Origin of the sequence: Pseudomonas rhizoryzae (assembly GCF_005250615.1) — a bacterium.
GTDB classification, from domain to species: Bacteria; Pseudomonadota; Gammaproteobacteria; order Pseudomonadales; family Pseudomonadaceae; genus Chryseomonas; species Chryseomonas rhizoryzae.
In genome coordinates this window covers 418,302-441,776 of sequence record NZ_SULM01000001.1, presented here as the reverse complement: position 1 = coordinate 441,776, position 23,475 = coordinate 418,302, and the positions used below count along the sequence as shown (strand labels likewise).

At 64.5% G+C, this 23,475-nt stretch carries 20 protein-coding genes and 1 pseudogene; 10 read left to right on the top strand and 11 right to left on the bottom strand.

What is annotated here, in order from left to right; genetic code table 11:
- Positions 1–86: 86 nt before the first annotated feature.
- From FAZ11_RS01940 to FAZ11_RS01930, 3 genes are all read right to left on the bottom strand, one after another.
- Positions 87–1,436 (bottom strand): CitMHS family transporter, encoded by a 1,350-nt coding sequence (locus FAZ11_RS01940; protein WP_081323589.1) that lies wholly within the window; start codon positions 1,434–1,436, stop codon positions 87–89.
- Positions 1,437–1,525: 89 nt separating this feature from the next.
- A complete protein-coding gene (gene dctA / locus FAZ11_RS01935; protein ID WP_137279442.1) occupies positions 1,526–2,839 on the bottom strand; it encodes a C4-dicarboxylate transporter DctA in 1,314 nt (437 codons plus the stop codon).
- 57 nt (positions 2,840–2,896) lie between these two features.
- Positions 2,897–3,976 (bottom strand): 4-oxalomesaconate tautomerase, encoded by a 1,080-nt coding sequence (locus FAZ11_RS01930; protein WP_137279441.1) that lies wholly within the window; start codon positions 3,974–3,976, stop codon positions 2,897–2,899.
- A gap of 146 nt (positions 3,977–4,122) precedes the next feature.
- Between FAZ11_RS01930 and FAZ11_RS01925 the strand changes: the two genes are divergently transcribed.
- The 5 genes from FAZ11_RS01925 to FAZ11_RS01905 all read left to right on the top strand — a co-directional run bounded on the left by FAZ11_RS01925 (position 4,123) and on the right by FAZ11_RS01905 (position 9,069).
- Positions 4,123–5,022, top strand: coding sequence for a LysR family transcriptional regulator (locus FAZ11_RS01925; protein WP_137279440.1), 900 nt, complete (start codon positions 4,123–4,125; stop codon positions 5,020–5,022).
- 142 nt (positions 5,023–5,164) lie between these two features.
- On the top strand, positions 5,165–6,082 hold the full coding sequence (locus FAZ11_RS01920; protein WP_137279439.1) for a cytochrome ubiquinol oxidase subunit II: 918 nt from the start codon (positions 5,165–5,167) through the stop codon (positions 6,080–6,082).
- A complete protein-coding gene (locus tag FAZ11_RS01915; protein ID WP_137279438.1) occupies positions 6,075–8,138 on the top strand; it encodes a cbb3-type cytochrome c oxidase subunit I in 2,064 nt (687 codons plus the stop codon). Before FAZ11_RS01920 ends, FAZ11_RS01915 begins: the two co-directional genes overlap by 8 nt.
- Entirely contained in the window at positions 8,135–8,764 is a 630-nt protein-coding gene (locus FAZ11_RS01910) for a cytochrome (ubi)quinol oxidase subunit III (RefSeq protein WP_137279437.1), read from the top strand. The genes FAZ11_RS01915 and FAZ11_RS01910 overlap by 4 nt, the downstream gene beginning before the upstream one ends.
- On the top strand, positions 8,761–9,069 hold the full coding sequence (locus FAZ11_RS01905) for a cytochrome o ubiquinol oxidase subunit IV (protein WP_137279436.1): 309 nt from the start codon (positions 8,761–8,763) through the stop codon (positions 9,067–9,069). Before FAZ11_RS01910 ends, FAZ11_RS01905 begins: the two co-directional genes overlap by 4 nt.
- Before the next feature lie 24 nt (positions 9,070–9,093).
- Here the strand turns inward: FAZ11_RS01905 and FAZ11_RS01900 are convergent, their stop codons facing one another.
- The gene (locus tag FAZ11_RS01900; protein ID WP_058772952.1) at positions 9,094–10,389 is read right to left on the bottom strand and encodes a PQQ-dependent sugar dehydrogenase; all 1,296 of its coding nucleotides are present in this window, start codon (positions 10,387–10,389) and stop codon (positions 9,094–9,096) included.
- A complete protein-coding gene (locus FAZ11_RS01895; protein ID WP_058766441.1) occupies positions 10,386–10,814 on the bottom strand; it encodes a DUF2231 domain-containing protein in 429 nt (142 codons plus the stop codon). The genes FAZ11_RS01900 and FAZ11_RS01895 overlap by 4 nt, the downstream gene beginning before the upstream one ends.
- A 263-nt stretch (positions 10,815–11,077) precedes the next feature.
- On the opposite strand from FAZ11_RS01895, the gene FAZ11_RS01890 reads away from it, so the two are divergent.
- Positions 11,078–12,202, top strand: coding sequence for an MFS transporter (locus tag FAZ11_RS01890; protein WP_058766440.1), 1,125 nt, complete (start codon positions 11,078–11,080; stop codon positions 12,200–12,202).
- Between the two features lie 45 nt (positions 12,203–12,247).
- Here FAZ11_RS01890 and FAZ11_RS01885 read toward each other — a convergent pair whose 3' ends face one another.
- The gene (locus FAZ11_RS01885) at positions 12,248–13,573 is read right to left on the bottom strand and encodes a M20/M25/M40 family metallo-hydrolase (RefSeq protein WP_058772953.1); all 1,326 of its coding nucleotides are present in this window, start codon (positions 13,571–13,573) and stop codon (positions 12,248–12,250) included.
- Positions 13,574–13,777: 204 nt separating this feature from the next.
- Positions 13,778–14,692 carry a LysR substrate-binding domain-containing protein gene (locus FAZ11_RS01880; RefSeq protein WP_058772954.1) on the bottom strand — a complete coding sequence of 305 codons (915 nt, stop codon included), beginning with the start codon at positions 14,690–14,692 and terminating at the stop codon, positions 13,778–13,780.
- Positions 14,693–14,804: 112 nt separating this feature from the next.
- Between FAZ11_RS01880 and metC the strand changes: the two genes are divergently transcribed.
- Positions 14,805–15,956, top strand: coding sequence for a cystathionine beta-lyase (gene metC / locus FAZ11_RS01875; protein ID WP_058772955.1), 1,152 nt, complete (start codon positions 14,805–14,807; stop codon positions 15,954–15,956).
- A gap of 63 nt (positions 15,957–16,019) precedes the next feature.
- On the opposite strand, the gene FAZ11_RS01870 is transcribed toward metC, so the two are convergent.
- Entirely contained in the window at positions 16,020–17,234 is a 1,215-nt protein-coding gene (locus FAZ11_RS01870) for a cyclic di-GMP phosphodiesterase (protein WP_058772956.1), read from the bottom strand.
- Between the two features lie 525 nt (positions 17,235–17,759).
- Between FAZ11_RS01870 and FAZ11_RS01865 the strand changes: the two genes are divergently transcribed.
- The 3 genes from FAZ11_RS01865 (at position 17,760) to FAZ11_RS01855 (ending at position 21,513) form a co-directional block, all read left to right on the top strand.
- Positions 17,760–18,059 (top strand): hypothetical protein, encoded by a 300-nt coding sequence (locus FAZ11_RS01865; RefSeq protein WP_058772957.1) that lies wholly within the window; start codon positions 17,760–17,762, stop codon positions 18,057–18,059.
- Complete coding sequence (locus FAZ11_RS01860) at positions 18,056–19,699, top strand: phospholipid carrier-dependent glycosyltransferase (protein WP_240043615.1); 1,644 nt, start codon at positions 18,056–18,058, stop codon at positions 19,697–19,699. The genes FAZ11_RS01865 and FAZ11_RS01860 overlap by 4 nt, the downstream gene beginning before the upstream one ends.
- Before the next feature lie 140 nt (positions 19,700–19,839).
- On the top strand, positions 19,840–21,513 hold the full coding sequence (locus FAZ11_RS01855) for an ArnT family glycosyltransferase (protein ID WP_058772958.1): 1,674 nt from the start codon (positions 19,840–19,842) through the stop codon (positions 21,511–21,513).
- Between the two features lie 380 nt (positions 21,514–21,893).
- Here FAZ11_RS01855 and FAZ11_RS01850 read toward each other — a convergent pair whose 3' ends face one another.
- From FAZ11_RS01850 to FAZ11_RS25290, 3 genes and pseudogenes are all read right to left on the bottom strand, one after another.
- Positions 21,894–22,853, bottom strand: a complete 960-nt coding sequence (locus FAZ11_RS01850; protein ID WP_158295280.1) for a restriction endonuclease — start codon at positions 22,851–22,853, stop codon at positions 21,894–21,896.
- Between the two features lie 124 nt (positions 22,854–22,977).
- Complete coding sequence (locus FAZ11_RS25295) at positions 22,978–23,274, bottom strand: hypothetical protein (RefSeq protein ID WP_420849691.1); 297 nt, start codon at positions 23,272–23,274, stop codon at positions 22,978–22,980.
- Between the two features lie 4 nt (positions 23,275–23,278).
- Positions 23,279–23,363, bottom strand: a pseudogene (locus FAZ11_RS25290) (methyl-accepting chemotaxis protein); the annotation flags it as partial.
- Between the last annotated feature and the right edge of the window lie 112 nt (positions 23,364–23,475).

Here is a 23,475-nt window from a genome sequence, read left to right as displayed (position 1 = left end):
TTCGACGATAGAGCCGTCTCAACCCAGCCTACGGTCTATCGCGGCGCACCGGCATGGCCGCGATCAAGACCGTTGCTCCAACGGCGTCAGACGAAAAAGGAAATGGCGCCGGTCAGCAGGGCGATGGCGGTAATGACCAGAGAGGTCAGCACCGCCCATTTCACGGTGGCCTTCTGGAAGTCACCGATATCGCGGTCGACCATGCCCACCAGCAGCAAGGTGGACGCCACCAGCGGACTCATCAGGTGCACCGGCTGACCGAGCACCGAGGCGCGGGCGATTTCCACCGGATCGATGCCATAGGCCGCGGCGGCATTGGCCAGGATCGGCACCACGCCGAAGTAGTAGGCATCGTTGGACAGCACGAAGGTCAGCGGCATGCTGGTGATGGCCACCACCAGCGGGAACCAGTGGCCCCAGGCCGGCGGAATCCAGTCCACCAGGGTCTGCGCCAGGGCGTCGACCATCTTGGTGCCGGAGAAGATGCCAGCGAAGATGCCCGCGGCGAACACCAGCAGCACCACGGTCATGGCGTTGCCGGAATGCGCCAGGATGCGTTCCTTCTGCAGTTCCAGTTGCGGATAGTTGATCATCAGCGCCAGCACGAAGCCGATCATGAACAGGATGGCGGCGTGCATGAGCCCCATGACCAGGGCGGTCATCACCGCGATCACCAGCACCAGGTTGACGTAGGCCAGGCGCGGCCGCTTGGTGGGCGAATCACCGAGGATCTCTTCGATATAGCACTTGCCGCCATTGGCCCCGCCGCTCGCCAGGCTGACGTTGCCGATGCGGGCGCGCTCGCGGCGGCCGAGCAGGAAGGCGGTGAACACCACCCAGGCGCCCCCGCCGATCACCGTGGGCAGCATGGGAATGAAGTAGGCGGTGGCGTCCAGGCCCAGGGCCGCGATGGCGCGGGTGGCCGGACCGCCCCAGGGACTCATGCCGCTCATGATGCTCAGCGAGAGCATGGAGACGGTCGCCAGCACCATGGGATTCATGCCGATGCGCTTGTACAGCGGCAGCATGGCGGCGCAGGTGATCATGTAGGTGGTGGTGCCGTCGCCATCCAGGGCGACCAGCAGCGAAAGCAGCGCCGTGCCGATGGCGATCTTCACCGGATCGCCGTTGACGCGCTTGAGGATCTTGCGGATCAGCGGATCGAACAGCCCCGCATCGATCATCAGGCCGAAGAAGAGGATGGCGAACAGCAGCAGGGCAGCCGAGGGCGCCACCATCTTCAGGCCGTCGAGCATCATCTTGCCGGTGGTGGGGGCGAATCCGCCGATCAGGGCGAAGACGATGGGCACCACGGTGAGCGCCACGATGGGCGACAGGCGTTTGCTCATGATCAGGTAGGTGAAGGTCACCACCATGATCAAACCGAGGAGTGCGAGCATGGGCGTATTCCGGATTGTTGTTGTGATTATTGGCATGACCACGGCCGTGCGCGGCGCAGCCGATCCCTACCTCCGGCCAGCTGACGGCGCGGAGGTGGGCTGAAACGGTGGTCAGGGTGTAGCGATCAGGCGTGGGGACGAACGTCCGGCGCGGTCCACTCGGCGGCTTCGGGTACCGCCACGGGTTCGGCCTTGCCGCTGGCCAGGGTACGCATCAGCCGCTCCCGGTCACAGGCGCCTTCGGACAGCGAGATCACCACGGTGGCCACGGCGTTGCTGGCCAGGCTGGTCAGGGCGCGGGCTTCGGACATGAAGCGGTCGATGCCGATGAGCAGCGCCAGGCCGGCCAGGGGGATGTCGTGGATCACCGTGAGGGTCGAGGCCAGGGCGACGAAGCCGCTGCCGGTGACGCCCGCCGCGCCCTTGGAGGACAGCAGCATGATCGCCAGCATGGTCAGGGTCTGGCCGACCGTGAGGTCGATATTGCAGGCCTGGGCGATGAAGATGGCCGCCAGCGACAGGTAGATGGCGGTGCCGTCCAGGTTGAAGGAGTAGCCGGTGGGCAGCACCAGGCCGACCACGCCCTTCTTGCAACCCAGGGCTTCGAGCTTCTGCAGCATGCGCGGCAGCACCGGCTCGGTGGATGAGGTGCCCAGCACCACCAGGAATTCCTCGCGGAAGTAGCGCAAGAGCTGCCACAGGCTGAAACCCCGCGCGCGGCACAGCGCGCCCAGCACCACGAAGACGAAGAAGGCGCAGGCGATGTACAGCGTCATGATCAGCTTGGCCAGGGAGCCCAGCGAGGTGATGCCGTACTGGCCCACGGTAAAGGCCAGGGCGCCGAAGGCACCGACCGGGGCGAAGCGCATCAGGTAGCCGAAGATGCGGAAGACCATCTGCGAAGCCGACTCCAGTACGTTCAGCACCGGCTTGCCGCGCTCGCCCATGGAGGACAGGGCGAAGCCGCAGAGCACGGCGATGAACAGCACCGGCAGCACCTCACCCTTGTTGAACGCCCCCATGAAGGTGTCCGGGATGATGTGCATGAAGAAGTCGACCACGCTGAGCTTGGCCGCCGACGCCGTGTACTGGGCGATGCTGGCGGTGCTCAGGGTCGCGGGATCGATGTTCATGCCCACGCCGGGCTGGAACAGATAGACCGCGCCGAGGCCGATGACCAGGCTGATCACGGTGAGCACCAGGAACAGCAGCAGGGTCTTGCCCATCAGCCGGCCCAGGCTGCTCTTGTCGGTCATCCCGGCGATGCCGGTGACGATGGTGCAGAACACCACGGGCGCGATCATCATCTTGATCAGCTTGATGAAGGCGTCGCCCAGGGGCTTGAGCGCCACCGCCTGTTGCGCCCAGAAGTGACCGACCACTACCCCGAGCACCACGGCGCAGAGGATCTGGAAGTACAGCGATTTCGCGAGTTTCATGAGGCATCACCGTTTATTGAAGTTGTGCGGATGCGCTGGTGGTTGGGGGGTATTACATCAGCCGGCGAGCCTTTGCGCGGTGGGCGCGTAGACATGGCCGGAGAATAGCCGGCGGGCGGTGCGGACGACCGACGCCTGGATGGTAGTGCCGTCCGCGCCGCCGCGCGACAGCACCACGTCGATACCGCCGCTGGGGTGTTCGAGGCGTACCTGGGTAAGGTCTGCCGCGCCCTCGCCCAACAGCGCCATCACCACGGTTCCCGGGGTGACGCAGGCAGTGGCCAGGCCGATGGAACCGGTGATGGCCAGGGCGCGGTGGCAGTTGTGCGGCATGAAGTAGCGCACCTGCAGGGTGCCGCCGTGCTGGGGCCGGGAGATCAGCACCGGCTTGGGAATCACCTTGCCGCTGACATCGCCCAGACCCATGGCCCGACCGGCTTGCAGCCGCAGGGCTTCCAGCCGCGCCAGCAAGGCCGCGTTGGCATCCAGCTCGGCGGGCCGTTCGCTACCGGTCACGCCCAGGTGGCGGGCCTCGACGATCATCATCGGCATGGCCATGTCGATGCAGGTCACCGGCACGCCATCGAAGACATCGCTGGCCTGGCCGGTGGGAAAGAGCTGGCCGGTCTTGCTGCCGACGGCGTCGAGAAAGGTCAGCTGGACCGGCGCGGCGGTGCCGGGCACGCCGTCGATGGCGGTGTCGCCTTCGTAGCGCACCTGGCCACCGGGGGTCTGCACCAGGGAGTCGACGAAGCTGTTGGTATTGAGGTTGCGGATGCGCACCAGGGTCTTGCCCTCGCGCGCAGCGACTAGGCCCTGCTCGACCGCGAAGGGGCCCACGGCGCAGAGCATGTTGCCGCAATTGGGCGCGGTATCGACGCGACGCTCGGCGACCATCACCTGGACGAACAGATAGTCCACGTCGGCGTCGGGATGGCTGGAGGGGCTGATGATGGCGACCTTGCTGGTCTGGGGGCTGCCGCCACCGATGCCGTCGATTTCCAGCTCGTGGCCGGCGCCCATGAGGTCGATCAGCATCTCGTCGCGCGCGGCGGGATCGCTGGGCAGGTCGCTGGCATGGAAGAAGGGGCCCTTGGAGGTACCGCCCCGCATGAGAACGCACGGAATACGTTGCATGACTGCTGACTCTTGTTGATCAATAGCGGTTATTGATGTTCTGGAGACAAGATTGGCAGTCCCGCATAAATCTATCCAATGCAAATATCGTCGCTATTATTCCACCTAGATAATCAATAATTCCGTCGCTCGGGCAGGGGCCATTCATGGATTACGAGCTGCAAGACATTCGATCTTTCGTGAAAATCGCCGAACTGGGCAGCTTCCACGAGGCCGCCGATGCGCTGCACCTGTCCCAACCCGCCCTTAGCCGCCGCATCAAGAAGCTGGAAGACGGACTCGGCACGCCCCTGCTCGAACGCACCACTCGTCGGGTGGGCCTCACCAGCGTGGGTCGGGATTTCCTGCCCAAGGCGCGCCGGCTGCTGGACGACTTCGAGGACTCCATCCTCAGCATCCGCGAGCTGGCCGAACGCCAGACCGGTCAGGTCACCCTGGCCTGCATCCCCACCGCGGCCTTCTACTTCCTGCCCTCGGTGATCCGCCAGTACAACGAGCAATACCCCAAGATCCGCATCCGCCTGCTCGACCTCAGCGCCAACGATGGCCTGGAAGCCGTGCTGCGCGGTGAGGCCGACTTCGGCATCAACATGCTCAGCGGCCAGCACCCGGACATCGAATTCGTGCCCCTGGTGCAGGAGCAATTCGTGCTCGCCTGCCGCCGCGACCACGCCTTGGCCGAGCGCAGTTCGGTCAGTTGGGCCGAACTGGTCGATCATCGCTTGATCGGCGTGGGCCGCCTGAGCGGCAACCGGGTGCTGCTCGACCACGCCCTCTCCGCCCGCGGCATTCGCCCCAAGTGGTTCTATGAGGTGCAGCACCTGTCCACGTCGCTGGGTATGGTGGAAGCCGGCCTGGGGGTCTCGGCCATGCCCAGCCTGGCCATGCCGGACGCCGATCACCCGACCCTGGTCAGTGTGCCCCTCAGCGAACCCGAGGTGACGCGCACCCTGGGCCTGGTCTCGCGCCGGGGCGCCTCGCTGTCGCCTGCCGCCGAGAAATTCGTCGCCATCCTGCTCGGCCAGTGGAAAACCGAGCCCAGCTGACCAGTCGCCGAAAAGCCCATGCCAGAGCGGCGGACCAGGGTGAGGGCGAAGCGCCACGCTAGCCAAGGGCCAGCCAGTGGTGAACGCCCGCCGCTTGCCTGGGGTCTGTTGGCTGCAATAACTGGTTACGGTCCGATCGCCCATGTCCCTCGCGAGTCCCTCGCCTTCCACCGGCAGCCGCCGCGCAGTCCACTCGGGATGCCTGCTGTCGCTCCTGTTCTCGCTGGGTGGCTGCTCGCCGCTGCAGCATGGCTTTCTCGCCCCGGCGGGCCTCGCCGCCAGTGGCGAACGCGACCTGCTGCTGTGGATCGTCGGCCTGACGCTGATCGTGGTGCTGCCGGTGATCCTGCTCACCCCGTTGATCGTCTGGCGTTATCGCCACGGCAATGACCGCGCCGCCTACCGGCCACGCTGGGAATTCTCCTGGTTGCTGGACGTCTTCGCCTGGGGCGTGCCGGCGCTGGTGGTGGCGGTCCTGGCGGTGCTGGTCTGGACCCGCACCCACAGCCTCGATCCCTATCGCTCGCCGACGCCCAACGAGGCGCCCCTGGAAGTCCAGGTGATCGGCCTGGACTGGAAATGGCTGTTCCTCTATCCCGAGCAGGGCATCGCGACAGTCAACGAACTGGTGCTACCGGCGGGTCGGCCGGTGCAGCTCAGACTCACCAGCGATACGGTGATGCAGTCCCTGCTGCTGCCGCGCCTGGGCGGCCAGATCTACGCCATGGCCGGTATGCAGACTCAACGCTTCCTGCAGATCCCGGCCCCCGGCCAGTTCGAGGGCCGCAACGCCCAGTACAGCGGCGAGGGCTTCCAGGACCAGCACTTCCCGGTCCGGGTGCTGGACGCGCAGGACTTCCAAGCCTGGACCCAGAGCGTGCGCCAGTCCCGTGCGGCCCTGGACTGCGCTCATTACCAGGTACTGGCCCGCCCCGGCACCCTGGAGCAGGCCACCGAGCTGCGCCTGACCCAACCCGCCCTCTTCGCCTGGGTGCTGGCGCGCTATCGCCAACACCCGGTGCCCGCCTGCGACGCTTTCAAGGGAGCCGACCATGACTGAATCCTCGGCCCTCTGGCACTTCCTCTTCGGTCGCCTGGGCTATGACGCCCTGCCGTTCTACAGCCTGGTCGCCACCTGCGGCGCCAGCGTGGTCATCCTCGGCGCCCTGGCTACCGCCGGGGTGATCACCTGGCTCGGCAAGTGGCGCTATCTCTGGCAGGAGTGGTTCACCAGCCTGGACCACAAGCGCATCGGCATCATGTATGTGGTGCTAGCCCTGGTGATGTTCAGCCGCGGCGTGGTGGAAGGGGTGATGATGCGCACCCAGCAGGCCCTGGCGGTCGATGCACCCGGCTATCTGCCGCCCGAGCACTTCGGCCAGTTGTTCAGCACCCACGGCACCATCATGGTGTTCTTCGTCGCCATGCCCTTCCTCACCGGGCTGATCAACTTCGCCATGCCGCTGCAGATCGGCGCCCGCGACGTGCGCTTTCCGCTGCTCAATGCCATCAGTCTCTGGCTGACCGTGGCCGGCGCGGCGCTGGTGATGGTGTCCCTGGTGCTGGGCCGCTTCTCCACCGGTGGCTGGAGCGGCTATCCCCCCTATACCGGCGTCGAATACCAGCCCGGCGTCGGCCCCGACTACTGGATCTGGGCGCTGACCCTGAGCTCCCTCGGCAGCACCCTCACCGGCCTGAACTTCGCCGTTACCCTCTACAAGGAAAGAGCGCCGGGCATGCGTCTGTTCCATATGACGCTGTTCAGCTGGACGGCGCTGTGCACCAGCATCCTGATGATCTTCGCCATGCCGCCGCTGACCGTGGCCACCCTGCTGCTAGCCCTGGACCGCTACCTGGACTTCCACTTCTTCACCAACACCCAGGGCGGCAACCTGATGAACTACATCAACCTGTTCTGGTTGTTCGGCCACCCGGAGGTGTACATCCTCATCCTGCCGGCCTTCGGCGTCTTCTCCGAGGTGTTCTCGACCTTTTCCACCAAGCGACTCTATGGCTACCACTCGCTGGTCTGGGCCACCCTGGTGATCGCCGTGCTGTCCTTCACCGTCTGGCTGCACCACTTCTTCACCATGGGCCAGTCGCCGAAGATCAACGCGGTGTTCGGCATCGCCACCATGCTCATTGGCATTCCCACCGGGGTGAAGATCTACGACTGGATGGCGACCATGTTCCGTGGCCGCATCCGCCTGACCACGCCGCTGATCTATGCGGTGATGTTCATCATGCTGTTCGTCATCGGCGGCCTCACTGGCATCACCCTGGCCACGCCACCGGTGGACTACCAGGTGCACAACACCGTCTACCTGGTCGCCCACTTCCACAACATGCTGATCCCGGGAATGCTGTTCGGCATGCTGGCCGGCTACCACTTCTGGTTTCCCAAGGCCTTCGGCTTCCGCCTCGACGAGCGCTGGGGGCGCATCGCCGCCTTGAATTTCGGCCTGGGCTTCATCCTGGCCTTCATGCCGCTGTACGTGCTGGGCGCCTCCGGCCTGCCGCGGCGCAGCCAGGCCATCCACAATCCGGATTTCGCCCCGCTGCTGTGGGTCGCCGAGGTGGGTGCGGTCCTGCTGCTGGCCGCCCTGGCGAGTCTGGTGATCCAGCTGGTGGTGAGCATCCGCCACCGCGACCAGGCACGCGTACCGGTGGGCGACCCCTGGAATGGCCGCACTCTAGAATGGGCCGTGGCCGCGCCGCCGCCGGCATACAACTTCGCCGTGCCGCTGCCAATCAACGACCGCGATCCCTTCACCTGGCTCAAGGAACAGGGCCTGGCCTATGACCGGCCGCGCAGCTATGCCGACATCGAGCTGCCCAAGAACAGCGCCGTGCCGGCCATCGTCGGGGCGGCGGGCTTCGCCTGCGCCTTCGGCCTGGTCTGGCACATCGGCTGGCTGGCCGTGCTCGGCCTGGTGGTGGCCTGGGGCGCGGTGATAGCGCGCAGCTTCCAGCGCGATACCGAGCGACTGATCTCGGCGGCGGATGTCCGACGCGAGCACGAGGCCTGGCTGGACCTGGTCGCCGCGACCCGCCCGGTCAAGCGCGACGAGGAAACCACCCCGGCCAATCGCGGCCTGGCGGAGATGGGCCCATGAGTCCGCGCGATATGAACCACGCCGGCCTCAACGTCGGTGCCACCGATCACGCCACCCACGCCGAGGCCGAGTATTCGTTATTCGGCTTCTGGATCTTCCTGATGAGCGACGCCCTGCTGTTCGCGCTGCTGTTCGCCATCTACGCGACGCTGCAGCACGCTACCGCTGGCGGTCCGGTCGCCCGCGACGTGTTCGAGATCGGCAGCGTGACCCTGCAGACCCTGGTGCTGCTGGCCAGCAGCTTCACCTATGGCCTGGCGTCACTGGCGATGAAATACCACGAGGGCCGCCTGAGACCCCTGGTGACCTGGCTGCTGGTCACCCTGGCCCTGGGCCTGGTCTTTCTCGGCCTGGAGCTGCACGACTTCCTGGGCATGGCGGACAAGGGCGCCCTGCCCCAGCGCAGCGCCTTTCTTTCGGCATTCTTCGCCCTGGTGGGCATGCACGGCGTCCACGTCGCCAGCGGTTGCCTGTGGCTGGTGGTGATGCTGGTACAACTCCGGGTGTTCGGCCTGGATACCCCGGTGAAGACCCGGCTGATGCGCCTGGGCCTGTTCTGGCATTTTCTCGATATCGTCTGGGTCGCCATCCTCTCGGTGGTCTACCTGCAAGGACTCCTGCCATGAAGCGAGATGACTATCGACGGGAGCTGGCGAGTTATGTGATCGGCTTGGGGCTGGCGGTGACGCTGAGCCTGGTCCCCATCGCCCTGGTCCAGTTTCCGACCTGGCCACGCGGAACCACCCTGGCCATCGTCTTCGGCCTGGGCCTGCTGCAGATCCTGGTACACCTGCGCTGTTTCCTGCATGTCAGCCTGGGCCGCTCGCACCGCCACGACCTCTATCTGTTGCTCTTCACCAGCCTGATCCTGGTGCTGATGGTGGTGGGCAGTCTGGTGGTATTGGGCGATCTGCATCACCGTATGGGCTGATGCAGATCGCCCAATGACGCGGGCTCACTGAGTCCGCGTCACCCGCCAGACGGTGTTGGCCAGGTCGTCCGCGATAAGGACACCGCCGCGCTGGTCCACCGCGACACCTACTGGTCTGCCACGGGTCTTGCCATCGTCGCCGTAGAAGCCGGTGGCGAAGTCGATGGGTTCACCGGCTGGACGCCCCTGCTGGAAGGGTACGAAGACCACGCGGTAGCCCACCGGCTTGTCGCGGTTCCAGCTGCCGTGTTCGCCGACGAAGACGCCATCGGTGAACTGCCCGCCCACCGCCGCGGTGGAAAAGGCCACGCCCAGGGCGGCGACGTGGGAACCCAGGCTGTAGTCGGGCTTGATGGCCGCGGCCACCTTGGCCGGATCCTGCGGCTGGGCTCGAGTGTCGACGTTCTGCCCCCAGTAGCTGTACGGCCAGCCATAGAAGCCGCCTTCGCGGATGGAGGTCAGGTAATCCGGCACCAGGTCGGGACCGATTTCGTCGCGTTCGTTGGCCACCGCCCACAGCTGGCCGCTGCCGGGCTGCATGGCCAGGGCGGTGGGATTGCGCACCCCGGTGGCATAGTTCTTGTGCGCACCGCTCTGGGCATCGATCTGCCAGATCACCGCGCGATCCACCTCGACGTCCATGCCCCGCTCACCGACGTTGCTGTTGGAGCCGATACCGACATAGAGGTAGCGACCATCGGGGCTCACGGTGAGCGCCTTGGTCCAGTGGTGGTTGATCGCCGCCGGCAGATCCACCAGCTTGACCGGCGCCCCGACAGCCTGGGTTTGACCGTCCTGGTAAGGGAAGCTGACCAGGGCGTCCTGGTTGGCCACATAGATGCGGCCATTGGCGAAGGCCAGGCCGTAGGGCGCGTTGAGATTCTCGGCGAACACCGTCTTGAGTTCGTAGGTACCGTCGCCATCGGCATCGCGCAGCAGGGTCAGGCGATTGCCACCCTTCACCTGGGTGTTGCCCTGGGCCTTGATGTAGCCAGCGATGACGTCCTTGGGCTTGAGTTTGGGCGCATTGCCGCCGCGGCCCTCGGCCACCAGGATGTCGCCATTGGGCAGCACTAGCATCTGCCGGGGAATGCGCAGGTCAGTAGCGATGGCGGTGATCTTGTAGCCTTGCGGCACGGTGGGGACGCGATCGCCCCAGGGCGCCGGCTCGGCGATCTTCATGCTCGGCAAGAGGCCGCGCTGGGGTTCGGGCAGCTTGGGATCGGGACCGCGGGCCTGGGTGTCGGCGCCGCCCTCGTTGCCGCAGGCAGCCAGCAGCACAGCTAGACCGAGGACGCTCAAGGCTCTTGGAGTGCTCATCGAACCACCTCCGAACGTAGGTTGGAGAGGCCGATCCAGGCGGCCACCAGGCTCAGCACAGTGACGATCACCGAGAGGATCAGCCCGGCGGGCATCACCGCCCAGGCGTCCTTGGCATGTTCGAAGGCATTGACCAGCCCCAGCACCCAGGCCAGCAGCAGCAAGAGAAAATAGGCTGCGGGTCGCCGGCCGCGGAAACGGGCGCCGAAGAGATTACCCAGGGCGAACAGCAGGGCCAGGCCGGACAGCAACAGAGCTCCGGCGATCAGCCAGGCGGCGAAGTTGGCCCACTGGATCTGCTGGGTCTGGTAGTAGGCGATGTCGCTGAGCAAGCCGCCGATGAACAGCGGCACGGAGCCGGCCAGCAGCAGCGCATGCAGCGGGCCGGGCCGGACGGGGTGGTAATGGTGGGCAGCTACGGTCACTGACGACTCCTTTTCATGACGGGACGTGGCAGGGCTGGACAGCCACTGCGCGGCAAGACGCACTGAAAAGGATTGCCCGCGCGCCGGGTTAGTTCAGCCGTTTCGCCTGGCGGACACCTCTTGCAAAAGAAGAGATAATGACAGTCTCGTTGCAGTAGCCCCCTCTGCCAGGCGACTGTCCGGCACAGCCCTCCCCTGCAATCCGCTGTCCAGCCGCCGACCGAAGGGCTGGACGTCACCTCCGCTACAGGAATCCCTTGCGCATGACCTCTTCCCGGTCCGTCGATCAGGCCTCCCGGCGCGCGGCCATCGTCCTCGCCTGCTGCCTGCCCAGCGACGTGCTGCTCTATCTCGTCCTGCCCATGTACGCCCCAAGCTTCGGCATCAGCCTGATCGAGGCCGGCATCCTGCTGGCCGCCAACCGGGTGATCCGCATCATCGGCTATCGCTATGTGGTGCAGCTCTATGCTCGCTTCGGCGATCGCCGCAGCCTGGTGGTGGCCGCCGCGGTGGCCGCGCTCTGCGCCCTGGGCAACGCCAATCTCTCGGGTTTCTGGGCACTGGTGGGGTTGCGCCTGGCCTGGGGCCTCAGCTTCGCCACCTTCAACCTGTCCACCCAGGTGCTGGCCACGGCCGATCCAGCCGGCGCCGCCCGGCGCACCGGCACCTCGCGGGCGCTGATCGCCATCGGCCCCATGCTCGCCCTCTCCGTGGGCGCCTGGCTGACCCTGCAGTACGGTCCGCGTGCGGTGCTACTGCTGAGCAGCGGACTCTGCCTGGTCGGCCTGCTGCTGGCCCTGGGACTGCCCCGCGCCGGGCACGAATTGCCGGCGCCCGGACGCCGCCTGCGCTGGCCGGATCGCATCGTCACCTGGTCCTTCATCGAAGGGGTGACCCTGGATGGCCTGTTCATCTTCGGTTTGTCGGCCTTTTCCCAGGCGGTGCTGGGCGGCAACGCCGTGCTGGTCGCCGGACTGCTGATGGCGCTGCGGTATCTGTCCGACATGCTGCTCAGCCCCCTCGGCGGTCGGGCGGCGGACCGCTATGGCGCGGCGCCCATGCTGGTGGTCTGCTCGACGCTGACCGCGCTGTTCCTCGTCGCCTTCGGCTGCCACTGGCTGATCCTCGGCGCCGGCGGGGTGCTGATCCTGCGCGCCCTGCAGATCCCCCTGGTGGTGACCCTGGTCGCCAGCCGTCATCCGGGCCAGGCGCGCCTGCCGGCCCTGGCCTCCAACGCCATGTGGCGCGACGTGGGCGCCAGCGTGGGGCCGCTGCTGGCTGGGGTGCTCATTCCGCTGGTGCCAGCCACCCTGCTGTATCCGCTGTCCGGCCTGGCGATCCTGGTCAGCTCCCTGGCTTGCCTGAGATTGCAGCCCGCGCGCGAATGAGGGCGCCGGCCTTGGCAACTGTCCGCCACCAGGGCCGGCCCAGCGTTACTGGCCGTGAGCCTGCAGCACCGGCTCGCTGACCCCCTTGATGCCCACCAGGATCAGGCTCGTCAGCAGCACGTTCTGCGGCCCCTGGTAGGCGTTGACCGGCTTGTACCATTCCGCCAGCGAATGGGCGCTGCCGCCCTCCCCGCCACCGCTGATGGTCATGGCCGGCACGCCCAGGGACATGGCGGTGTTGGAGTCAGTACTGCCACCACTCAGGCTGACCTTGGCACCACCGGTCACCGCGGCGATGGCGCGCTGCGCCGTCCGCACCATGGGCGAATCCTCCGCTGTGCCACCGGCCGGACGATCCCCGATCAGCTTGATGTCGACGGTGATCTGATCGGTCTCCCAGCGCTGGTTCTCTTCCTTCACCGCGTCCTGCACCAGGGCCAGGATCTCCTTCTCCTCGGCCAACAGCGCGGCTTCCTCGTTGGATCTCATGTCCAGGGTCAGCCGCGCCTCGCCGGCGATGGCATTGACCGAGGTGCCACCCTGCACCGTACCCACGGTGAAGGTGGTCTTGGGCTCCTTGGGTGGCCGCACCTCGGCGATCTTGGCGATGGCGCGGCCCATGGCATGGATGGCACTGGGGCGACCGAATTCGGCGAAGCTGTGGCCACCCGGCCCCTTGAAGGTCATCTCGTATCTGTGGCTGCCGGTACCGCGATTGACGATGCGGCGCACGTCGATGCCGTCCACCGAGATGAAGCCATCGATGCCCTGGCGATCCTTGAACAGCGCCTTCACTCCGCGCAGGTTGCCCAATTCTTCCTCGCCCACGGTGCCGACGAAGATCAGGTCGCCCACCGTCTCGATGCCGCTCTTGTCGAGGGCGTCGATCACCGACAGCAGCGCCGCCAGGCCCCGGGCGTCATCGCCGATGCCGGGTCCGTAGGTCTTGCCGTCCTGTTCCTTGAGTTTGAGGTCCGTACCCTCGGGAAACACCGTATCCAGATGCGCCGACACCACCAGTTGCGGTCCCTGGCCACTGCCCTTGCGGGTGGCGATCACATAGCCCTCCGGGGCGATGCTGGCATCCTTGAGCCCCAGTTCCTGGAAGCGCTTGAGGTAATACTCCGCGCGCACCTGTTCCTTGAACGGCGGCGCGGGGATCTGGGCGATGCGCTTCTGTTCCTCGAAGGTGCGCCCATCATCGGCGCGCAGGACTTCCAGTGCCTTGGTGACGCGGGCATCGCCCTGCACGGCGGTAAAGGCATCTTCGACGCCGGACGCGGCGGCCAGGGGCAACGCCAGGGTGGCGGTGGCGGCGGTAAGGACTATTGCGGAAAAGCGGTTGGCCAAAGCCGAACGAGCAAAAGACATCTGACACTCCCATTGCCTAGGTGATGTTCCACAGCGCGCGCAATTGTCAGACAAATGCGCAACCTCTTGACCCTAGGTGGGAGTGGAGGAGTCGTCAAAAAACGCGCCGTAACGGGATGTGGCAAGGCCGTCAACGCCTGGCGCCCGCTCAGGCAACGCTGGCCTCTTGTCGTGCAATCCATTCCCGACCACTGCCTCACCCGTTCACGGCGCCAGGTGGTGCCTGATCGCCGCGAGGTCCTTCGCGAGCTGTATGCGCATGGTAGCGAGCAGTTTGCGCGCATTGTCCGAGAGGGGTTTGCCAGGGCGGAAAACCAGCAGGCTGCGAGTCCTGATATCCAGGTCGAAGGGCCTGACCACCAGACCTCGGCCAACGAAATCCACCGCCGCCAACGGATTGATGAAGGCTATGCCCAGCCCCCTCATCACCAGATTGCAGATCGTATGCAGATAGGCGGTTTCCACCCTCACCTTCAGCGCAATGCCCTCGGCGTCGAGGGCGACTTCCAGCCGGCGACGACTGCTGTCTTCCGGATTGAGGGCGATGAAGTCATGACGTCCCAACTCCTCGGCGGAAATGGAGGCTTTCAGCGCGAGGGGATGTCCCTCCGGCAGGGCGATCACCCCGGACTCATTCAAGAATTCGGAATGTTCGAGTCCCACGGCAGGCATTTCATCCGCCATGAGCCCGAAGTCGCACAGCCCCGCCGAGACTTCCTGGTGGACCTCCCGCGAGCTTTGCACGCGCAAGGCCACGCGGACATCACGCTGCGCCAGGTCGAAGGCGGCCAGCGCCCGGGGCATGAATGCCGTGCCAACCAAGGGGTGTACGGCGATGGCCAGCCTGCCGGTACCGAACTGCTTCAGGCTCTTGATGCGGTGCTCGATGGCATCCATGCCCACGAACAGCTTGTCGACATCGATCATCAACGCCCGGGCTTCCTCGGTGGGAAGCAGACGTCCATGCGCGCGGTGGAAGAGTTGCAGTCCCGCGCTGCTTTCCAGCTTGCGAATCGACTGGCTGACGGCCGGCTGGCTGATGCCGAGCACCTGGGCGGCCTTGCTGGTACTTCCCGCGTTCATCACCACGCGGAACACCTCGATATCGCGCACCCCCATCCCCGCACCCTATAAGCCTGGCTTATCGAGTCAATAATCCTAGAGCTAGCCGAACGGTCGCGTCCAGCCAACAATGCCGCCATACATTGGCTTTGCGAACAGGTAACGCACCATGAAAATCAACGATTTCGCCGGTAACCCCTATGCGAGCCTCGCGCCACCGGTGTGGCGCGGCTCCACCGTGGTTTTCGATAGCTTCGAAGACTTCGTCAACCGCAAGACCCGTCACCCGGACGGCTACAGCTATGGCAGCACCGGCACGCCCACCGCCCGCCAGTTGGAGCTCAAGATCGCCCGACTCGAAGGTGCCCGCCATTGCCTGGTGCTCCCCTCCGGCGCCTCGGCCCTGATCACCACGGTGCTCTCCTTCGTCCGCGGTGGTGATCACCTGCTGATCGCTGAGTCCTGCTATGGCGCGTTGCAGGCTTTCGCGCAGCTATGGCTGCAACGCATGGGCGTAGACGTCGAGTTCTATCCACCGACCTTGGATGCGGGCATCGAGGCGTTGATCCGTCCGAACACCCGGCTGATCTGCCTGGAAGCCCCTGGCACGATCACCATGGAGATGCAGGACATCGACGCCATCACCCGCATCGCGCGGCGGCATAACGTCCTCACCCTGATGGACAACACCTGGGCCAGCCCGCTGTTTTTCCAGGCCCTCGATCACGGCGTGGATTTCGTCGTGCAGGCCGTCACCAAATACCTGGGCGGTCACTCGGACCTGCTGATGGGCAGTGTCAGCCTCAACGACGGGCAGCACTACGCCACCCTGCGGGAAACCCAAAGCGTGTTCGGGCAGGCGACCAGTCCGGACGACTGCTTCCTGGTCGAGCGGGGCCTGCAAACCTACCCCCTGCGGCTCCGCGAACAGAGTCGCAAAGCGCTGAACATCGCGCGCTGGCTGGAGACACAGCCCCTGGTCGAAAAGGTGCTCTTCCCCGCCCTGGAGAGCGATCCGGGCCATCGGATCTGGCGAGAACAGTTTCAAGGCTGTGGCTGCCTGCTGTCGGTCATCCTGCAGCCCGCCGAACGGGAAGCGGCCTACGGCGCCTTTTTCGATACGCTCGAGTTGTTCCCCATCGGTGCGAGCTGGGGAGGAACCTCCAGTCTGATCGCCTACTATCCCGCCGAGTTGCAGCGGGCCCGTCGCCACTCACCCACCGATCAGCCGGTGGTGCGGATTTCCGTGGGTCTGGAAGACGAGAACCTGTTGCTTCAAGACCTGGAACGGGCCTTGAGGGCCTATGCCGTGGCGCGCTGAACAGCGCCAGCCGCTCAGCAGGCGACGCGGGCCTGGCGCTCTCCACCGAGACACCCTTGCGTATCAGCCCGGTATCAACAGCCCCTTGGCCCGGTAGGCATCGATATCGATGCCATATGCACCCGAGGGCTTGACCGCGCGCACGCTCACGAAGCCGCCCTGGGCATCGAGGGGATCGCGCGCCAGATCGAGTACGCGCTCCGGGCATGGCCGCTTGTCGCCGTCCAGGACGATCAGGAGACGCGGCTTCAATTTGGTCCCGGCATCGAAGCCGATGACGATCCCCACCTCGCCAGTGCTCAGCTCGACGATCTCGCCGGGCGGATAGACACCGATCAACTGGATGAAGGCCAGGACGACGGCTTCGTCGAATTGCGAGCCCCTGGCTTCGAAGAGAATCCGCAAGGCTTCCAGACTCGAACGACCCTTGCTGTAGGGGCGGTCGCTGGTGATGGCGTCGTAGGCATCCACCACGGCGATGATCTTGGCCTTGAAGGGAATGCGCTGCGCCGACAGTTGCCGGGGATAGCCCTTGCCATCCATGCGTTCATGGTGGGTATGGGCGACGTCGACGGCCGCGGGCGGCACCTCGCTGTTGCCCATCAGCAATTGATAGCCGTAGGTGGTATGGGCCTGCATGACGCGAAATTCTTCGTCGGTCAGGCGGCCCGGCTTGTTGAGGATCTCTTCGGGCACCTTGAGCTTGCCGACGTCATGCAGCATGCCGCAGACCCCTAGCTCCTCCAGCTCCAGGGGCAGCATCCCCAGCTCCTTGCCCAGGGCGATGGCATAGAGCGACACCCGCAGGCAGTGCTCCGCCGTGTAGTGATCACGCTGCTTGATCCGCGCCAGCCAGAGGCTGGCCGCCGGGTGCTTGAGCACGCTCTCGACGCACTCCCCCACGGCACGTCGCACTTCAACGACATTGAGTTCCTGACCGAACTTGACGGCGTCGAGCATCCGCATCGACACGGCCCGGGCTTCCCGCCACACCGGTTCGGTGACCTTGACCGCTTCCCGGTAATCGATGGCATAGGTCTTGGTTTGCTCGCCCAGCGACCCCGTCGCGGCGGGCGGCGCCGACGAGCCGGTCTGCCGCCGATCCACCCAGACGAATTCGCAGGTTTCCTGCAGCGCGCGAAGATCGTCAATACTCTGGATCGGAAAACCCTGGAACAGAAAGGGCGTACCCGCCCACGGACGGTCCAGTTCGCAAACGTACATGCCCAACTGCAATTGGGAGACGGGCACTCTGATGCTGTATTGGGGCAGCGCCATGGGTTCTCTGAGAGAAGGTAAGTGGAATGGCCAAATAGGTATCGCAATAATCTTTAATACCAAAAAGCCAGCATTCGCGGAAGCTCCTACCCTGCTCGTGCCGATGAAGTAGCAAAAACGAGTGGTCAGAGGTGAGTTGTCATACAAAAGAGTTGCCGGTAGCCAGCCTATCCAAGCACTCAAAGCCACAGAGCCAACCACGGTGGCTCAGGGTACGCCCCCATCCACCGAAGACGCGCGCAATCCGGTTCGAACGACCGGTATCCGCCTGAACGATAGCAGGAACGCCGCTATGCGCAGGATATGGCCCAGACACTCGCCCTGGGGAGACAGCCCTACCTGTCGTACCTGAAAAGCAGCGGCTTAGCTTTTTTTCATGGGGGCATGACTAATTTTTGACAAGCCAGGCGCGATGATGCGCGCCTCGCCGGCCATCCAGGTGCCCTCCAACTAAGCATCGCCGAGCGTAGGCCCTTTTCGTACGGACTCTGGTGCGATGGCAGGGGTGATGGCAGGGATGATGAAATGCTGATCCCGACCAGCCTGAGCATCGAGGTAGACGCCTATCGCGGCACCCGCGAAGGGGTACCGCGGCTGCTCGATCTGCTGGAGGAAAGGCACAATGTCTACACTCTGCCACCCGAGGTGGACGACAGCGCCTTCGCCAGGGACTTCCGCGCTCTGCTCAGGGCCGCGCGGGAGCGGGGAATCCCTGTCGGGCCGCTGGGCGACCGCCTGCCCGATGATCCACGAGAGCTTCCGGAAGGAAGCGTTGTCCGCGGCAGCCTTGCAGGGCGCCAGGGATGGTTAGGAGTCCAACGATGAGTCGTGTGCGTTTGCTGTTGTTACTGCCCGTGGCGCTCCTGGCGTACGTGCTGCCCGTGAATTGGCGCGGTCTGTGGATTCCCGATGAGTCGCGCTATGCGCAGATCGGCCAGGAGCTCTGGCGCAGCGGCGATTGGGTAGTGCCGTACTTCCTCGGGTTGCCCTATTTCGAGAAGCCCATCGGCGGCTACTGGACGCAGGCCATCGCCCAGGCCTGGCTCGGCGATTCGCTGCTGAGCGTACGGGTGGTGCCGCTGCTGGCCAGCTTCGCCACCGCAGCCCTGGTCGTGCGCCTGACGCGGCTGATCTGGGGCGATCGCCGGCTGGCGCTGCTCACCGGCGTCCTCTACCTGTCGTGCCTGGCGGTGGCGGGCTTGGCCACCTATGTGACCCTGGACGCCCAATTCGCCTTCTGGACCACCCTCGCCTTGCTCGCCCTCTGGCAAGCCCAGGCCGCTACCACCCGTGGCGCAGCCTTGCGAAACTGGGCACTGTTGGGCCTGGCGTGCGGCGGTGGTCTCCTGACCAAGGGCTTTCTGGCCCTGGTATTGCCGGTGCTGGTGGCGGTGCCCTTCTTCCTCTGGCAACGCCGCTTCCTGGAGCTGATTTGCCGCGGCCCCGTGGCGGTCATCGTCGCGGCCCTGGTAGTCGCGCCCTGGGCGCTGTGGGTGGCCCACCGCGATCCGGACTTCTGGAATTTCTTCTTCTGGCACGAGCACATCCAGCGTTTCGCCAGCGCTGACGCCCAGCACGAGCGGCCATTCTGGTTCTATGGCCCTATCCTGCTGGTGGCCCTCCTACCCTGGGCCGGCTTGCTACCCCGCACCCTGGGACGTCTTTGGCAGGAGCGCAAACACAGCGGCACGGCCTTCCTGGGAATCGCCTTCGTCAGCCAGTTGATCTTCTTCAGCCTCAGCCGCGGCAAGCTGCCCACCTATCTGCTACCAGCCATGGCGGCCCTGGTGCCCTTGCTCGCCCGCGCGCTCTTCGAGTCCTATCAAAAAGGCGACTGGCGCGCGCTAAGGCTCAATGGCGTCGTCAATCTACTGCTGGGAGGCCTGGGTTTCATGGCCCTGATGGTCTTCGACGACCGCCTCTATGGCGGCGCCGACAACCTGGCCTGGGGCCTGGCCTTGCTGGCCCCCCTCGGCTTCGCCTTGGCCGGCCTGGGCGCCCTGCTCTGGCCAAGGGAAACCGCCTTGGTACCCGCTCTGGCGCTGTGGTTGGTACTGCCGCTCCTGACCGTCGCGCTGCCCAAGGGCCTGCTCTACAACAAGCTGCCTAGCGTCTTCATCCAGGAGCACCTGGGCGCGCTGCAATCGGCGCACTGGCTGGTGAGCAATGACCTGGGGCCGGCGGCCAGCCTCGCCTGGGCGACCCATCGCACCGATGTCGTCCTGGTCGGCGGACCGGGCGAGCTGAAATACGGCTTCGCACGCCAGCCTGACAGCGGACGGCTGATGCCCGACGGCGAACTGCCCGCCTGGATCGACAGGCACCGTCGCCAGGGCTCCATCGCCGTGCTGCTGAGAATGAGTGGCGACAGTGACGAGCGCCTGCTGGCGAGTCTGCCAGCGGCCAACGCAAGACTCACCCAGGAACGGCTCGTCCTGCTGATCTATTCGCGGAGGGCACCGTGACAGCCACCGTCTTCAACAACCGCTGATCTTCTTTGGCAGCAATCTCCACGCCCCCGAGCGTGAGGCGCGCCGGGCTTCGTGCTCGGCCGCGGCACATCCCTGACCGCCCCTGACCTTGCCGTTCCCCTGGACAGTGCTCAATGAACACCTTGCCGTTATCCATCGCTAAAACCTCACCGACTGCCACTCGAGCCAAGCTAAGCGCCGAAAGTCTGCTGGTATTCGTGGCCGCACTGGCGCTCTTCACGCTAGGGATCTGGGATCAGGCTCCGCAGGGCTTCGATTACCGCTGGGCAGTGTTCCTGAACGAAATGTTCCGCCACGGTCCTGCGTTCTTTCCCACCACCTATGGACAGCCCTATCCGGACTATCCCGGCACCGCGACCTGGCTGAGCTGGCTCGCCGCCCGAGTAATAGGCGCGCCGAACCAACTCGCCAATGTGCTGCCCACGGCGCTGGCCGCCGCCGGGGTACTGGGCTTGACCTATCGCATCCTCGCGGACCGCAGCCGCGCCTGGGCGTTACTGACCATCCTGCTCGTGGCGCTGACTCCCCAGTGGCTGGAAAAGGCCCGTGCGGTGTGCCTGGATCAGTTGGTCGCCCTCATCGTGCTGGGGTGTTTCTACCTCTTCTACAGCGCTGACCGTGACCAGCGCCCCAGCCGCCGCCTGCTGGTATTGCCACTGTTCGCGCTCGGCTTCGCCATCCGTGGACCGCTGGGGCTGATCGAGCCCTGCGGCATCGTCAGCGTCTATTGGCTGGTGACCGCCTGGTGCGATCCGCAACGCCGGCCAGCCGCGCTGCGGGGTCTGATCGGCTATGGCGTGGCCGGCCTCGTCCTCCTGAGCCTGTGCTGGTGGACGCTGATGCAGTTGGCGCGCCTGGAGGGCGGTGAGGCCTTCGCCGCCGAGGTCTGGCATATGCAGGTCACCGGGCGCCTGGACGAGAGCGGCAAACCCTTCTGGTTCTATCTGCAGCTGGGCCTGTATCGCTATCTGCCGGTGCTGCCGCTGGCCCTGGTGGCGCTGTGGGCCTGGCGGCGCGAACTGCTGTTCAGCCCGGACAGCGCCGACCGCCGCCAATTGCTGTGGCTGGCCGGCTGCGGCCTGACGATCCTGGTGGGCCTGTCCATCCCGAACTTCAAGCGAGCCTATTACGTAGTCCCCATGGTGCCCTTCCTGGCCGCGCTAGCCGCCTTCGCCCTGCTGCAGGCGGCGTCACGGCTACGCTGGATGGAGGTGGCCTATCGGCTGCTGGTAGGGCTGTTGCCGGGCCTGGCGTTGGTAGCCCTGCTGGTCGGCCAGCATCTTTGGAAAAAGCAAGGCTATTGGCCCGACCTGGCCTTGCCCGCCCTCATCGTCTGCTTCGCCGGACTCCAGTTGCTCAGCCTGCTGAAGTGGCGCAGCCAGCGAGGCGCCAAGCGTCTGTTGACCCTCAGCGCCCTGGCGTTCGCCGCCCAGTGGACGATACTGGCAGCCGTGGTCGAGCCGGTCCAGGACCTGGAGTACGACACCCGCGGCTTCGTCCAGCAGGTGGAGGGACTGCGCCAAGCGCAGCCGGGGCCGCTGGTGTTCTTCGGCATCGACCATGACGGCGAGGCGATCCGCTACATGATGAACCTCAAGCATGATGAACAACCCCTCTTCATCGCTCGCGAGCAGAAGGCACAGCTGGATAGCCTACCGGCGGGGTCCTGGATAATCCTCGCCCGAAAAGACCGTGACCTGCTCCAGAGCACGCGCCTGGAGCAGCTGCAACCGGTGGTGGAGCGCCGTTTTAACCGGAATCCCTGCCTGGTCTATCGATTGCCCTGACGTTTCGCGAGCGCTGGACGATGCCCCGACGGCCAGAAATCCCTACACCTGGCCGTGGGCATCGCTCAGATGCTCGTGTGCTCACTGCTCCGCGCTGGTCACGAGGCCTGGCTCGCATATATCGAGGCGCCAAAGGGGTTTCAGATCCTAAGCTATCGAGCAGCTCCGAACGATCAGAAAGGCCATACAACGACCCGCTTGGCAAAATTAAAATCGGCTTACAGCCTCGGGTCGCTCGACTGTCATCAAGCTCGACATTGCGATTCGCAGCTAATCACTTCGCAAAATGACTAACCGTAGGCTCGCAAGTCTGATCCGTATTGCTCCGAGTCACCTACTGCCGGCTTGTTCGACTAAAAGTGAATCGAGACCAGCTCGAATCACACCCTCCCGATACCCTGCTCGATCAACATCTTCGCAAACTGTTCACCATCGACTAGCTCAATGGGAGTACCGGTAGACTCCATGTAGGAGATAGCAGCTTTTACGGCACTCTGGTCGATTACTCCTGAAGTGATGACCATCCCAAGATTGGCTCCACTTGCCTCGATACCTTCAACGAGCTGCTCAACCACACTATTCGTCACAGGAGCGCTTGAATCCCAGTGTTTGGCCTGAACAGCAAGTGTGTACTGGAAGGTCTCTGCGATTCGGAAGGTTGCCAGAACATCCGCTCCTTTATCCAGCCGCCGCGCTACCACCTGCGCCGTTTTCGCCCCCATCTCGATTAGCAATTCTTTAATTAACTCTTCAAATCCAAAGCTATCCATATGCCCGGACCGAAGATGATCCACTGTTTTTGCAACAAGAGCACTTTGTAACTCACTTTTGAAGGAAGGCTTTTTCCCTAATGGCGCTCGCGCAAGTGCGTCCTCAATATCACTCAACAGGTCTGTCGCCAAAGCTGACGTCCCGTAGACTTTCATCCGAGAAATAAGTGCAGCCTTTGCGTAACTTCTTGGAATGGGCTTCTTGTCATTCAGCCATTCTACAGGACGGCGATAGCTCGTATCTTCATTGGCTTTTTCAGGAATATAAAAAGCATCCCCTGTAATTTTAGCCACATAGAATTTTGAGCCATAAGGAACGACCACCCAATCCCCGATCTGCATATCACGCGCAAATCGCCACATATGCCCAGCAGCGGCACCAGCGCGATGGAGAGTTTTATCTTCAGCGTAATGCTCGAAATGGATTTTTTCTCTGAATTTTTTCCAGGAGAGCGAAGCATCAAGCAGCCCAGGCGTTTCTGACCAACCAATAATTATCTGATTACTTTCCAGTGCCTCAGGTAACCTATCCACATTGCTAGGGGCGATCCTAAGAATAAAAGCCTGCATGATTCCATTCACCTTCAAAAACATACGATAAATTATAACACATGAAGTTGCTTCATGATTTATTTAGCGTTGAAGAAATTGAGGGATAGACAAGCAAAGACCCGCCCTCATTTTCTGCCAATACTCACACCAACCTAAACCGCCTTACCCAGGTTTCCAGCTCCCCCGCCAACCCGGACAGCTGCTCGCTGGCACCTACCGTTTGCCGATTGCCATCGCTGGTCTGCACCGAGAGGTCGCGGATGCTGATGAGGTTGCGGTCCACCTCGCGGGAGACATGGGCCTGTTCTTCGGCGGCGGTGGCGATCTGCAGGTTGCGTTCGTCGATCAGGCGGACGGCCTGGAGGATGTCGTTCAGGGCGCGGCCGGCGTCCTGGGCGATCTCGTAGGTCGCGTGGGCCTGGCTGGTGCTGAGGCGCATCGAGTCCACGACCCTGCTCGCCGGCGCGGGCCGCTTCGATGGCGGCGTTCAGCGCCAGCCGGTTGGCGCTGCTCGGCGATGGCGCCGATCACGCTCAATACCTGGCTGATGTCCTGGGCCTGCCCGGTCGGGCCTTCGACCTGGACCGAGGTCGATTGCACCTGTTGGCTGAGGCACTGCAGGGCGTCGAGCGCCTGGCCG

Excerpts from the sequence above, each read along its gene's own strand:
- FAZ11_RS01880 (WP_058772954.1), bottom strand. The coding sequence starts at position 14,692 with ATGGGGGTGCGCGATATCGAGGTGTTCCGCGTGGTGATGAACGCGGGA.
- FAZ11_RS01920 (WP_137279439.1), top strand. The coding sequence starts at position 5,165 with ATGTCCCTCGCGAGTCCCTCGCCTTCCACCGGCAGCCGCCGCGCAGTC.
- FAZ11_RS01870 (WP_058772956.1), bottom strand. The coding sequence starts at position 17,234 with ATGGCGCTGCCCCAATACAGCATCAGAGTGCCCGTCTCCCAATTGCAG.
- metC (WP_058772955.1), top strand. The coding sequence starts at position 14,805 with ATGAAAATCAACGATTTCGCCGGTAACCCCTATGCGAGCCTCGCGCCA.
- FAZ11_RS01860 (WP_240043615.1), top strand. The coding sequence starts at position 18,056 with ATGAGTCGTGTGCGTTTGCTGTTGTTACTGCCCGTGGCGCTCCTGGCG.
- FAZ11_RS01925 (WP_137279440.1), top strand. The coding sequence starts at position 4,123 with ATGGATTACGAGCTGCAAGACATTCGATCTTTCGTGAAAATCGCCGAA.
- FAZ11_RS01865 (WP_058772957.1), top strand. The coding sequence starts at position 17,760 with ATGCTGATCCCGACCAGCCTGAGCATCGAGGTAGACGCCTATCGCGGC.
- dctA (WP_137279442.1), bottom strand. The coding sequence starts at position 2,839 with ATGAAACTCGCGAAATCGCTGTACTTCCAGATCCTCTGCGCCGTGGTG.
- FAZ11_RS25295 (WP_420849691.1), bottom strand. The coding sequence starts at position 23,274 with ATGCGCCTCAGCACCAGCCAGGCCCACGCGACCTACGAGATCGCCCAG.
- FAZ11_RS01855 (WP_058772958.1), top strand. The coding sequence starts at position 19,840 with ATGAACACCTTGCCGTTATCCATCGCTAAAACCTCACCGACTGCCACT.
- FAZ11_RS01890 (WP_058766440.1), top strand. The coding sequence starts at position 11,078 with ATGACCTCTTCCCGGTCCGTCGATCAGGCCTCCCGGCGCGCGGCCATC.
- FAZ11_RS01910 (WP_137279437.1), top strand. The coding sequence starts at position 8,135 with ATGAGTCCGCGCGATATGAACCACGCCGGCCTCAACGTCGGTGCCACC.
- FAZ11_RS01905 (WP_137279436.1), top strand. The coding sequence starts at position 8,761 with ATGAAGCGAGATGACTATCGACGGGAGCTGGCGAGTTATGTGATCGGC.
- FAZ11_RS01885 (WP_058772953.1), bottom strand. The coding sequence starts at position 13,573 with ATGTCTTTTGCTCGTTCGGCTTTGGCCAACCGCTTTTCCGCAATAGTC.
- FAZ11_RS01915 (WP_137279438.1), top strand. The coding sequence starts at position 6,075 with ATGACTGAATCCTCGGCCCTCTGGCACTTCCTCTTCGGTCGCCTGGGC.
- FAZ11_RS01930 (WP_137279441.1), bottom strand. The coding sequence starts at position 3,976 with ATGCAACGTATTCCGTGCGTTCTCATGCGGGGCGGTACCTCCAAGGGC.
- FAZ11_RS01940 (WP_081323589.1), bottom strand. The coding sequence starts at position 1,436 with ATGCCAATAATCACAACAACAATCCGGAATACGCCCATGCTCGCACTC.
- FAZ11_RS01900 (WP_058772952.1), bottom strand. The coding sequence starts at position 10,389 with ATGAGCACTCCAAGAGCCTTGAGCGTCCTCGGTCTAGCTGTGCTGCTG.
- FAZ11_RS01850 (WP_158295280.1), bottom strand. The coding sequence starts at position 22,853 with ATGCAGGCTTTTATTCTTAGGATCGCCCCTAGCAATGTGGATAGGTTA.